Below are 12,729 nucleotides of genomic sequence, written 5' to 3'. Positions count from 1 at the left end.
CTTTTTATCTTGGATAATTGCCGTTTTTGTGGGCGATCGCTGCCATGTCTTCCGATGGCGGTGCCAGCTCGCTTAAACGTGGTCTTGCCGGGAGCCGCCTTCGCACCCGTTGCGGGTTTGGGGGCCGGGCTGGCGTTGGCAGGTTTTCCTCTGGAGCAGTCTTCTCTTCCAGGACGATCTCAGGTTCCGCCTCCCTGATGCCAAAGGGCAGACCATCGGGCATAATCGCCCCCGTGAATTTCACATCGGTGACGATCGCCCCACTCAGGTCGGCCCCACTCAGGTCGGCCCTACTCAGGTCCGCGCCAGTTAGATTGGCCCCGCTCAGATTGGCCCGTTGCAGATTTGTCCGTGCTAGATTGGCCCATTTCAAGCTGGCTCCTCGCAGATCAGCACTGCTCAGATCAGCCCCTCTGAGATTGGCCCCTGCGAAGTTGGCGCGGCGACAATCGGCCTTCCGCAGATTCGCCATGATCAGATTGGCCCGGACAAACCCCATGCCAGCCAAATTTGTGGCACTCAGGTTGGTGCCATTCAAAGAGGTACGAGCGAGATCGGGATCAACCTCCGGATTCAGATCTCGCCAATGATTCCAGGCATGCGCCCCTTTTTCCAGCAACGCCAGATACTGTTCTGTCTCCATCATCTTAGTACGCTTATACTATAAGCTAGTATACTTCAGACGTAAGCAGATGGCAGGGGAATGTCAAGGGTGATGCGATCGTTGTTCAATATCTGCTTCAGCTCGATGGACGATCGATCGTAACTCATCCAGGAGTTTAGACTCCGCACCCTGCCACAGGCCCCGCTGGTTAGCCTCCAGCAATCGTTCGGCCATGTCCCGCAAGGCCCAGGGGTTACTCTGTTGGATAAAGGTTTGGACCTCGGCCTGGAGCAGGTAGGCCTCAGCCACATCCTGATACATGTAATCCGCCACGCACCGGGCTGTAGCATCGTAGGCAAATAGGAAATCCACCGTCGCTGCCATTTCCGCCGCCCCTTTGTAGCCGTGGCGCATCACCCCCGCAATCCATTTGGGGTTAATCACTCGGGAGCGGTACACTCTAGCGATTTCCTCCCGTAGCAGGCGAACCTTGGGAGATTCGGGCAAGGCATTATCCCCAAAGTAAGTCTGGGCCTCTCGCCCAGCCACCATCCGTACGGCTGCAGCTAAGCCCCCCTGGAACTGGTAATAATCATCGGAGTCCAGCAGGTCATGCTCCCGGTTGTCCTGGTTATGCAGCACCACCTGCATCTGGCGTAACCGTTGCTCAAAGGCCGCCGGGGCCGCCTGCCCCTCCGCCCGACGGCTATAAGCATAGCTGCTCCAGTTAATGTAGGCGCGAGCCAGGTCAGCGTCATCTGTCCAGTTCTGGGATTCAATCAAGCCCTGCAACCCAGCTCCGTAAGCCCCTGGGCGTGAGCCAAAGATGCGGTAATGGGCCTGCTGGGCAGCCTGTTCTAGGGTCAGTCCCGCAGCCTCCCAGGATTCAGCTTCCTGCCGCACTTGGGCCGCCAGGGGATTCTGGTCAGCGGGTTCCTCCAGCGCTGCCACAGCGGCGATCGCCTGGTCAAACAGGTCAATCAAGTTCGGGAAGGCATCCCGGAAAAAGCCTGAAACCCGCAGGGTCACATCCACCCGGGGACGACCGAGAGCGCTCAAGGGCAGAATCTCAAAGTCCACCACTCGTCGGGAAGGACCATCCCACACCGGGCGCACCCCCAGCAGGGCCAAAGCCTCTGCCAGGTCATCACCACCGGTTCGCATGGTCGCTGTCCCCCAGATGGACAGGCCCAGGGTGCGGGGATATTCCCCATGCTCCTGGGTATAGCGCTCCACCAGAATTTCTGCTGCTTTGCGCCCCGTATCCCAGGCACTCTCCGTCGGCACCGCTCGGATGTCCACCGTATAGAAATTGCGTCCCGTGGGCAGCACCTCCGGGCGGCCTCTAGTCGGAGCCCCAGAGGGACCGCTGGGAACATACCCGCCATCCAGACCCTGCAGCAGATGGGTGAGTTCCGATCGGGTCTGGAAGAGAGCCGGTAGGAGCCGATCGCGCACCCACTCCAACTCCCGTAAGGTGGCCGCACCAGGGCATGGGGTCACCAAATCCGCTCCTGGCTCCCGGATCAGTTGATCCACTAGATCCGCTGCCTGCTCCTCCAGGCGATCGATGCCGTCCCGCAGCCCGGAGATTCCCTCCTCAGAGGGGGAAAGGGGGTCAAAGTCCAGGCCCAGATCCCTGGCCAGGGCACGGGTGAGGCCCAGACGGCCCCCTCCCGGCTGGCGAGCGATCGCCACGGTCAGATCCCGCAGTTGTCGTCCCCTGGGACAGCAGCCAAAAATATGTAATCCGTCTCGGATCTGAGCTTCCTTCAACTCGCACAGGTAGGCATCGGTGCGAGTTAAGAAGGCAGCATCGACCACAGGTTCGATATTCAAGTCTTGGTGTAAATTCTCTTTGATCACCAGGGTCGTAATCTTTTCAGCGATCGTCGGCAGTCGCGAGGGATTCAGATTCTGGGCTTCGTAATATTCATCGATCAACACCTCCAACCGTTCCAGGGGGCCATAGAGTTCGGCCCGGGTCATGGGTGGGGTGAGATGATCCAGAATCACAGCCTGGGTGCGACGCTTGGCCTGAGCCCCTTCACCGGGGTCATTAACGATAAAGGGATAGAGATGGGGCATCGGCCCCAGAACCACCTCCGGGTAGCAGGTGGGTCCCAATGCCGCACTCTTGCCCGGTAGCCATTCCAGGTTGCCATGCTTGCCCACATGCACGATCGCCTGGGCCTGAAACTGCTGCCGCACCCAGGCATAAAATGCCAGGTAAGTGTGGGGCGGTTCCAGATCGGGGGCATGGTAGTTCAGAGCCGGGTCCAGGTCATAGCCCCGGGCCGGTTGGATACCAACAAAAATATGGCCGAATTGCAGACCATAAATGGGGAGATCGGAGGTCGGAAAACTGCTCCAGCGATCGGTGATGCCTGCCTGGACTTCAGCCGGGAGGCTGGTAAAGTAGCGGCGATAGTCCGTCAGAGGCAGGCTCTGGTGCACCGGACGCAGATCTCGACCTTCAGGGTCATTGGTGACTCCAGCGGTTAACTGCTGGACCAAGTCATCCCCACTGGTTGGAATATTCTCCACCCAGTAGCCTGCTTGCTGCAACGCTTTCAGAATCTCAATACAACTGGCTGGGGTATCCAGCCCCACCCCATTCGCCAATCGGCCATCGCGAGTGGGATAGTTGGCCAGAATCAGGGCAATGCGGCGCTCCGGCACCGGAGTCTGGCGCAACCGAATCCAGTGGGCTGCCAGATCGGCAACGAACTGGATTCGATCGGGCTCTGGTTCATACACCACCACATCTGTCTCCAGGGCATCGCAACGGCTTTGCACCGCCTTAAAGGACACTGCCCGACTGATGATGCGCCCATCCACTTCTGGCAGGGCCACGTTGATCGCCATATCTCGGGGAGACAGTCCCTGAAAGCGGCTCTGCCATTGCTCTCGACTGCCACTGCTGAAAATTACCTGAAGCACGGGCACCTGCAGTTGCTGCCACAGATCCAGATCGGGGGTTTCCTGATCTAACCGGGCCACCGAAAAGCTGGTGGCATTCAGGAGCAGGTCAATGGATTGACCTGCAGGCGATCGAAAGAATTTGAGCATCTCCTGCTGGGCATCGGGGTCGCGGGGTGAAAACACGTATAGGGGCACTGGCTCCAGATGCCGCTCCACCAAGGCCTGACACAGGGCATCGATCACCCCGGTATTTCCGGACAGAACCAACGCTCGGTAGAATAGAATCCCGACTCTGTGGTTCTTGCCTCTTCGCTTGAGGCTATCGTGTATACCTAATCCCCTCCCCAGAGAGGATTGCAAGCCAGTCTGCTGACTTGAGCCAAACTTTTCAGAGATCGGTGTGAGGGTCACAAACTCATATTGCCCCACATAGGGAATCACCTGGGGTGGTTGGGGCTGGAAAGAAGTCCCCAGGCAATTATCCGCCATAAATTTCAGGGCGTTGACCAGATTCTCAACGCCCCCTTCCGTGAAATATTGCCAGAGCCGGTTGACGACGGCCAGGGGAACGGTGGAATGACTGAGCAGGTCTGGATCAGGACGATCGTCTCCCGGTAAGACCAGCAGTGCCCCTCCAGTCTGCTGCACCAGTTCCCGCACCACCTCCAGACCATAGGACCAGTAGGCTCGTCCCCCCAACAGGCGCACCACAATCACTTTGGCCTGTTGCAGCACGGTTTCAGCATAGGTATCGATCGTGAGTTGCTGCTGAAGTTGCAACAGATTGACGACTCGGATCGATGGAAATCCGGCGGGCAGACGAGGGACTGCTCCAGCCAGAGTCTGGATGTCCGTATCGGCTGCTGTGAGGATGACGAGGTCTGCAGGAGTCTGCTCGACAAAAATAACGCCCTCAGCCTGGGAATCCCATCCCCCTGGAGCAGCCGCTAAGCGATGCATTGTACTCTCCCGCGTTTTAAAAGTTTAAGATATGCTGATTTGATAATTGTTCTCTGACAATTTAGGAAAGCGATCAGACGCAACTCATACCTTAACTTGATTTGTGAGTTCGACCGATGCTTTTTATACAGGTGCTGCTGATCCAACTTGCTCATCTGCTTTTCGCATGGCCAACTCTTCCGCCCATCCCCTGACTCGAACCCTGACTCGAACCACCTTTCAGCAATTGCGGAATTTACTCCAAGAGATGGGGCAACCTCAGCCTGAGACAGGGGTATTCCTGACCGAAGAGTGGCTGATCAACCCGACTATTTTAACCTCAGATCAAGTGGCTGAGTTTGCGCTACTGGCTTCGCCAAACTTTAGTGCCCTGCTGGTGGGCCGCTTCCGGGCAGCCGATTTAACGACCTATGATGTGGCCTTGACCTTTGAATCAGGTGCGATCGCAGCCTTTCTCGATCGTCTGGACCAGACTGACCCAGATCCGCTCGTGCAGCAAAAGCTGGAGCAGGCCAGAACAATCCTGCAACCCAATGATCCGGGTCTGCAAAGTGAATTTACCCTGCATCTGGTTGAAGTTCTGACCGGCGCAGCCGCCGAAGGGTCCACCACCATATATCCCCCTGTTTGTCGTCCGGTAGAAGAAGCCCTGCGACAGCAGGTTGAACAGGAACGACTGCTGAATCAGGTCAGTGCTCAGATTCGGCAAAGTCTGGAACTTCCGATCATTCTGGAGACTGCTGTGCAGCAGGTTCGCCCCTTCCTGAAGTTGGATCGACTGCTGATCTATCAATTTGACAATAGTACGAACCCTGTTCAACCCGCCAGCCAGTCCCCCAATTGTGGCCGCATTACCCATGAATCCCGATCGGGAGACGAGATTCTTTCCGTGCTCCACTGGACTGAAGGGGATCTCTGCTTTATTCAAGTATCGGATTCTCGAGAGAAGTATCGGCGGGGGCTGACCCAGGCTGTCTCTGACATTGAAACCAGCTATCCTAAATCCCATTGCCTCCTGAGCATGCTGCGTCAGATTCAGGTGCGCGCTAAATTGATTGTGCCGATCGTGGTCCAAGATGAGCTTTGGGGCCTCTTAATTGCCCACCAGTGTTTTCACCCCCGCTACTGGTTGGACAATGAACAGGAATTTCTTCAGCACATTGCCCGTCAGTTGGAAATTGCCATCTACCAGGCCAAACTATATAACCAGATCCAACAAGAGAAGGGGCATCTGGAACAACGGGTTGTGCGCAGAACCCAGGAGTTATACGATGCCATGGAGACGGCGGAAGCTGCCAACCGGGCCAAAAGCGATTTTCTGGCTGCGATGAGCCATGAACTCAAAACGCCCCTCACCTGCATCATCGGCATGTCAGAAACCCTGCTCCGCTGGCCCCTGGGAGATCTGAACGATCGGCAACGGCGCTATCTGCAGATCATTCACAATAGTGGGAGTCATCTGATGGCTCTGATCAGCGACATTCTCGACCTTTCCCAGGTAGAAGCCGGGAAAGCTGTTCTCCGCATTACCGAGTTTTCCCTCAGTCGTTTGGCTCAGCAGAGTCTGCAGACTCTGCAGGAAGAAGCCCAGCGACACGAAGTTGAATTGGTTTTGGAGGTCAGCATTATTCCTCAACAGGATACGTTTACCGGCGATCGTCGTCGCATTAAGCAGATCCTGCTCAATTTACTCAGCAATGCCATCAAGTTTACCCCTGCCGGGGGGAAGGTGATCTTGAGATCGTGGCTGGAGGGAAAAACTGCCGTTTTCCAGGTGGAAGATACCGGGATCGGGATAGCCGATCATCAAAAACCCCTCCTGTTTAACAAATTCCAGCAGCTCGATACCTCCTACGATCGGGAATACGAAGGCACCGGGCTAGGATTGGCCCTGACCAAACAACTGGCTGAACTCCATGGGGGGCGAATTGAGGTGGAGTCCAATCTGGGAATTGGCTCCATGTTCACGGTCTGGTTACCCCCTCGAACGGCTGAACCCAGTGAGACTGAACCGGATAAAGTCCTCCCCGAAGCCAAGATAGACAAGGGGCAAATCATTCTGATTGAGGAACAGGAAGAGGATGCCATGCTTCTCTGTGATCTCCTGACGGCTGCGAATTATCAGGTGGTCTGGATTGTAGAAGGGACAACCGCGATTCGGCAAATTAAAATGCTGCAGCCTCTAGCGGTGATTACCGCCATGCAACTGCCCAGTATCACGGGGAGTGATATTATTCGATCTTTACGGGAGACGCCACTGGTCAGGCACGTTAAGATCATGGCCCTGATTGATAAACCCATCCCGCCGGAGCACCTGTCTGAGTTAGGCGCAGATGATTATCTGACAAAACCCATCCAACCGGAGCAATTCATCAATCGTCTGGCGGCTCTGTTGGGCACCCCAACCCCAGCGATCGGAAGTAACCCCTGATTCCGGTCCCCTTCCCACCTCTCCCAGGAGGGGATTTAAAGTGGCGATACGATAGTCAGTATGCTAAACATCCTGGGAAGAGGACTGATTGTTTCCTGTCAGGCTCCGGTGGCGTCTCCCTTGCACGATCCGATCGTGATCGCAGCCATGGCCCAGGCCGCGATCCAGCAGGGGGCAGTGGGAGTACGCATTGACACCCCCACCCATATTCGAGCTGTGCGGCAGCGGGTTCAAGCTCCCCTGATTGGTCTCTGGAAACAACCGGATCCAGATTTTGAGGTGTACATTACCCCCCAGTTCCATCATGCTGCCGCGATCGCAGCAGCCGGAGCCGATATCATCGCGATCGATGCCACCCGGCGCGATCGGCCCGGGGGCGAAACGGTGGCCACCCTGATCGCCCAAATCCATAGCGAACTGCATCGCCCGGTGATGGCGGATGTCGATACCCTGGAGGCGGCGATCGCTGCTGCAGCGGCTGGTGCCGATCTGATTGGCACCACCCTCTACGGTTACACTGCAGCCACCCGCCACCTCACCCCACCGGGCTTTGAGTTACTGCAGCAACTGGTGGACCAGCTTCCCCTGCCCATCCTCTGTGAAGGAGGCATTGCTTCCCCCCAGATGGCCAAACAGGCTCTGGACTTGGGCGCTTATGCGATCGTGGTGGGCACCGCCATCACCGGGATTGAGCAGCAGGTGCGGGCCTACCGGGCTGCCTGCGGATAGTTCTGGAACTGAGCCATAAACCGTCGATCGATCCAGTCTTTCCATTGCCACAGGAGAGGAGAAGGGCCAATCCCCAGTGGCCCCCAGGAGGCGATGGCCTTGGGAGGTGTGTTTGTTGTCCCTCCAGTTCCAATCAAACTCAGATACCGTTGTTGGGGGTAATGGGGCTGGAGGGAGCGACCTTGCAGAACCCGACAGAGATTCTCAAACAGGGGCTTTCCCTGGCGCACGGCAAAAACACCTGCCTTGGGTCGGGGATACCCCACGATCGTGGCAATGTCCCCGGCAGCAAAGACCTGAGGATGGGACGTCGATTGCAGGGTAGGATGGACCTGGAGAAAACCCCGCTGATCGACAGCCAGCCCGGATTCTCTCAGCCATTCAGGGGCGCTGGCTTCAGTGACCCAGAACACCCGATCACAGGTTACGGCCAGCCCGGATTTACAGATCACCTGATGCTGGGCTACCGCACAGACGGTTTCTTTGCAATGGACTGAGATCCCCCGATCGAGCAAAATTCGGTCAAAAGTCTGCTGTACAAAGATGCTGTGGCCAGACAGAAGGGTAGACCCCCGCTGGAACAGGTGTAGGGTCAGGAGTTCAGGGCTGGCCAGAAGCTGCTCTAGACGCTGCTGCAGAGCCAGGGCTAATTCCACCCCACCTACCCCACCGCCGACGATGCCCAAACTGAGGGGACGATGGGGATGGTTTGCCACCTCCTGGATCACCTGCTGCCATTGTTGCAGAAATTGGGCCACGGGTTTGATGGGAATATTGATCCCAGGGGCAGTGGCCTGGAAAACGACGGGTAAGGTTGGTGTACTCCCAATATCGATCGACACCCAATCAAATCGGATGGGGGATCGATCGGCACAGAAAATCTGCTGACGTGCCAGATTCAGGCCGATCGCCCGATCCAGCAAGATTACCGCCCCGGCAAACTGAGTTAGGGCTCGCAGATCGATGTGGCATTCCTGATGGTGATACAACCCGGCAATATGGCCTGGCAACATCCCGGAGTAGGCCGTATCTGCCTGTTCCGTCAGTAAGGTGAGCCGGATGCCCGGTAAGGGCTTCTGGCCAAACAGCCGCAGGGCGATCGCGTGACTGTGGCCCCCCCCAATCAGGACCAGATCTTGGGTTGGCATTGTTTGACTCATCCTACGATCGAAACACTGGCAGGGTGAAATGGAAACAACTGCCATGGGTCGGATCGGTATCCACCCAAATTTGACCGTAATGGGCTCGAATAATACGGCGGCAAAGGGACAGACCAATCCCATAGCCCTCGGCAGCTTCATCCCGCTTCAGTCGGAAGTGATCTTCAAAGATCACTTCCCGGTCTTCTTCTGGAATCCCGGGGCCGTTATCGCAAATACTGACCTGCACCTTTTGGGTGGTGCGATGCAGAATCGAGAGTCTGATCGTCCCTTCGTGGGGAGTGTATTTGATGGCATTGTCCAGCAAATTAATGACGACCTGCCGTACCCGCTCCGCATCAGCATGGACGGGGGGCAAATCTGAGGGAATATCGAGTTCCAGTTGCTGAGCTTTCCCCTGCATCCGCCCCCGCAGAGAGTCCAGCACGTCCTGGCACAGTTCTCCCAGATCCAACTGGCGAAATTGGATGCGAAGCTCCGCCTGGGTTCCTCTGGCTGCCTGGAGAATATCCGTGATCAGTCGATCGATCGCCCGCGTCTGGGTACGGGCATGTTTGAGTAACTGGTTGATCATCCCAGGCGGTAACCGGGAGGGCTGGCCATCTTTGGGATTAAGGGCCATTTCCAGGGTTTCCAGGGCAATGGAGGTCGCCGTCAGGGGATTCCGCAAGTCATGGGCCAGCATGGCAATGATCCGATCCTTGAACTGGAGTTGCCCCAGCAGTTCTTCCTTCTCCTGTTTGAGGCGGAAAATCTCATCGGAAAGGCGGAGGAGTTCAGCCGAATAGGCAATAGAACCACCGGATGGATCTACCTCTGAAACGGCCTGCTCCATTAGCCCAACAGCAGGATTAAAGTCGGTGGTATAATCCTCAGCCGATCGTCGCCAGCGGGGCCAACAACCCATCAACTTACTCACCAGGTCACTTCCGGCAATCACCTGACGGGGTTCTGGATGAATCTTAATCAAGCTGGGTGTGGCAACCAGCTTAAAATGCTCAGCTAAATACGGCTGTTCCCCCACATCGACAACTTGCAGATCAAAATGAAAATCTGACCGCAGTTCCTCCAGGCAATCTCGAATCTGACGAATTTGCTCAGCTGAACTGGGACGTTTATCGACAAAAAGAAGGAGTTGTAGAGGAACCTCTTTTCGATTGAATTGTTTGGGAGGAGATGCTTGCATGCAATCTCTTAATCTTTCTTAGACTAGCCTATCGTGTTCTGGGTACTTTCATATCATCTGGAAAGGATTTCCTGGGAATTTGTCTCTCTGAAGGGAAGAATTTACCAGTGGAATCGCATTGCGGGCCAGATCAGCCCCACGACGAACCAGATACCAGAACCTATCCAGCAAATCAATCCGTACAGCTTAATTTGCTTTGCCGACCAGAACCCAGCAAACAAGTCGATCACGAAGAAAGCCTTCCAGCCTTCCAGCCATTCAGCCCCACCCCAACTCAAAACCCATTTCCAAAACAGACTGGTAAGGGCAAAACTCACGATCCAGGCAATCAAACTCATGATATTCAGTGCTCCTGTTGAGCAGTAAGGGATGATCTACACCATTAAAACAGCCTCTCAGAAACCATGGCTACAGAGCAGATCTATCCTTTCTACAGTCGAAGAGGGAGAATATAGGTTTTTCGGTGATTCAGGTCACTCTCTCCCAGGGAAGACAGTAGAATTGCCAGCAGTTTCATCATAGGCTTGAACAGAAAAATTACTAGAGAATAGAGATATGTACAGTTTAGCCAAGTGGGATCGATGAAGATTCTAGTGCTCGCCTGGGAGTTTCCTCCCCGGATTGTAGGAGGAATCGCCCGTCATGTTGCGGAACTCTATCCTGAACTCGTCAAGCAAGGGCATCAGGTTTACCTGATTACGGTTGAGTTCGGTCAGGCTCCCCATTATGAAAGGGTAGATGGCATGCATGTGCATCGGATCCCAGTTGGATCGGCCCATAGCTTCTTCCACTGGGTGGGAAACATGAACGAAAGCATGGGCCAGCATAGCGGTAAGGTGATTCTGGAAGATGGCCCTTTCGACATTATCCACGCCCATGACTGGTTGGTGGCGGATGCCGCGATCGCCCTCAAGCACACCTTCAAAATCCCCCTGGTGGCGACAGTCCATGCTACAGAATATGGTCGCTACAATGGAATCCACAATGATACCCAGCGCTACATTAATGCGAAGGAACGGGAACTGGTTTATAATGCCTGGCGCGTTATTGTTTGTTCAGACTATATGCGTCGGGAGGTCGAGCGGGCTCTGGGTAGTCCCTGGAACAAGATTGATGTGGTTTATAACGGGATCCGACGGGAGAAAAAGCAACTTCCACCCAATTTTGACTATTGGGGGTTTCGGCGGCGATTCGCGGCGGATCATGAAAAAATTATTTACTATGTGGGCCGAATTGCCTATGAAAAGGGCATTTCAGTCCTGTTGCGAGCTGCACCCAAGGTGTTGTGGGAAATGGGAGGACAGGCCAAGTTCGTGATTATTGGTGGGGGCAATGCCGATCAGTTAAAGCATCAAGCCTGGGATAGCGGGATCTGGCACAAGTGTTATTTCACAGGGTTTATGTCTGATCAGGATCTGGACAAATTCCAGATGGTGGCAGATTGTGCCGTTTTCCCCAGCCTGTATGAGCCCTTTGGCATTGTGGCCCTGGAAAGTTTTGCAGCGCGGGTGCCTGTCGTCGTTTCTGATACGGGAGGGTTGCCTGAGGTGGTCCGACATAGCAAAACGGGTGTGGTTACCTGGACCAACAATCCAGATTCTCTGGCCTGGGGCATTCTGGAAGTCTTAAAGAATCCGGCCTATGCCCAATGGCTGACGCACAATGCTTATGAAGACCTGGAGCGCCGCTTTAGCTGGCCCAAACTGGCCCAGCAGACTGAAGCCGTCTATGGTCGGGTGCTACACGAACGGGCTCAGGTGGAATGGACTTGAACGGGCAGGCATCCCAGCCGCCTGATTTGTCAGCACAGAGGGTGCAGGGGGAGCCCCCCCACACCCCTATTCATGCCAATGACATTGGCTCAATGAGTATCCGTTACTGACGTTTGCGGCGGAGTACTGCAGCACCCAGCAGACCCAGACCAGCCAGCGTCATAGCAGAAGCTCCCTGATCGGGAACAGCCGTAATCTGAATGGTGCGATCGACATCGCTGTCTGCATGCTGAACGTTAACGTAGGCCACATTGGGGTTGAATTTATCGAAGTACAGACCAGTTGGTTCAGCTCCTTTGGTGGACATGCTGGCCCAGCGGGCGATCGACTCAGCGACACCATCGCGGTTGCAACCTCTTCTAGTTATGAAATTCTTTACAGTAGAATTCAAGCGCCAGATTGTTGACAATTTCATCTTCAACGCTGAATACCTGGAGTTGATCAGGTGACAACCCTGATTGCAGATCCTGACAGACTCGCTTGGCTTGATCAACCACTATGCGAGGATTCTTCTGCAAGCGAGATAAAGAGGTCGATAAATAGGAGCTGGATAAATTTGGTGAGTAAGATGGTGCATTCAATCGCTGCTTTAAAAAAACCTGATAATTGGTCAAAAACTGCCGATCCATTGCCGACAAAGAATTTATAGGGTTTTGACTACATAATGCACTCAAGTTGATGATCTGCCCACTTGTCGTTTGCATATAACAGGGCAAATCAACGGAGCGCGGTTCTGCCGCAGAAGCAGGTTGAATATGGGCAAATGGTAGTTGATAGAGTAGGCCGATCGTACAGATAGACCAACTTAGATTTCTGACAGATTGCGATCGGGGTTTAAGGTGCTTCGCCATAACGCCTAACAAGTTCTCTAGAAATAGCCATGCTGATACTTCTCCAACCATGGCCATAGAATGCAGGAGGCTTGCGCCCCCTGCATGAAGGTCATGAAATGGGGGGACAGG

10 protein-coding genes are annotated in these 12,729 nt (G+C 55.0%); 3 read left to right on the top strand and 7 right to left on the bottom strand.

The genetic code is table 11. From position 1 onward, the window contains the following. Window positions 1-4: 4 nt before the first annotated feature. Window positions 5-646, bottom strand: a complete 642-nt coding sequence (locus BST81_RS13380; protein ID WP_075598985.1) for a pentapeptide repeat-containing protein — start codon at window positions 644-646, stop codon at window positions 5-7. Between the two features lie 60 nt (window positions 647-706). Further along, window positions 707-4,489 (bottom strand): cobaltochelatase subunit CobN, encoded by a 3,783-nt coding sequence (cobN, locus tag BST81_RS13375; protein WP_075598984.1) that lies wholly within the window; start codon window positions 4,487-4,489, stop codon window positions 707-709. Between the two features lie 166 nt (window positions 4,490-4,655). On the opposite strand from cobN, the gene BST81_RS13370 reads away from it, so the two are divergent. Next, window positions 4,656-6,920, top strand: coding sequence for an ATP-binding protein (locus BST81_RS13370; RefSeq protein ID WP_075599155.1), 2,265 nt, complete (start codon window positions 4,656-4,658; stop codon window positions 6,918-6,920). Window positions 6,921-6,980: 60 nt separating this feature from the next. After that, window positions 6,981-7,649, top strand: a complete 669-nt coding sequence (locus BST81_RS13365; protein ID WP_075598983.1) for a putative N-acetylmannosamine-6-phosphate 2-epimerase — start codon at window positions 6,981-6,983, stop codon at window positions 7,647-7,649. Here the strand turns inward: BST81_RS13365 and BST81_RS13360 are convergent. From BST81_RS13360 to BST81_RS13350, 3 genes are all read right to left on the bottom strand, one after another. Further along, window positions 7,628-8,797 carry an FAD-dependent oxidoreductase gene (locus BST81_RS13360; protein WP_083636850.1) on the bottom strand — a complete coding sequence of 390 codons (1,170 nt, stop codon included), beginning with the start codon at window positions 8,795-8,797 and terminating at the stop codon, window positions 7,628-7,630. The two genes, BST81_RS13365 and BST81_RS13360, sit on opposite strands and share 22 nt — an antisense overlap. 13 nt (window positions 8,798-8,810) lie before the next feature. Next, on the bottom strand, window positions 8,811-9,995 hold the full coding sequence (locus BST81_RS13355) for a histidine kinase (protein WP_075598981.1): 1,185 nt from the start codon (window positions 9,993-9,995) through the stop codon (window positions 8,811-8,813). 101 nt (window positions 9,996-10,096) lie between these two features. Continuing rightward, window positions 10,097-10,333 (bottom strand): hypothetical protein, encoded by a 237-nt coding sequence (locus BST81_RS13350; protein ID WP_075598980.1) that lies wholly within the window; start codon window positions 10,331-10,333, stop codon window positions 10,097-10,099. A 243-nt stretch (window positions 10,334-10,576) separates the two neighbouring features. On the opposite strand from BST81_RS13350, the gene BST81_RS13345 reads away from it, so the two are divergent. Continuing rightward, complete coding sequence (locus tag BST81_RS13345) at window positions 10,577-11,767, top strand: glycosyltransferase family 4 protein (RefSeq protein ID WP_075598979.1); 1,191 nt, start codon at window positions 10,577-10,579, stop codon at window positions 11,765-11,767. A gap of 103 nt (window positions 11,768-11,870) precedes the next feature. Here BST81_RS13345 and BST81_RS13340 read toward each other — a convergent pair whose 3' ends face one another. Together BST81_RS13340 and BST81_RS28095 are read right to left on the bottom strand one after the other, a co-directional pair. Next, window positions 11,871-12,074: an MYXO-CTERM sorting domain-containing protein gene (locus BST81_RS13340; RefSeq protein WP_216351318.1), complete on the bottom strand. Its 204-nt coding sequence runs from the start codon at window positions 12,072-12,074 to the stop codon at window positions 11,871-11,873. A gap of 52 nt (window positions 12,075-12,126) precedes the next feature. Beyond that, window positions 12,127-12,675, bottom strand: a complete 549-nt coding sequence (locus BST81_RS28095; RefSeq protein ID WP_171974754.1) for a hypothetical protein — start codon at window positions 12,673-12,675, stop codon at window positions 12,127-12,129. Window positions 12,676-12,729: the final 54 nt, after the last annotated feature.

This window comes from Leptolyngbya sp. 'hensonii' (assembly GCF_001939115.1).
Taxonomy (GTDB): domain Bacteria; phylum Cyanobacteriota; class Cyanobacteriia.
Note: the sequence above shows the minus strand (reverse complement) of the source record. Positions and strands in the feature narration are given on the sequence as shown.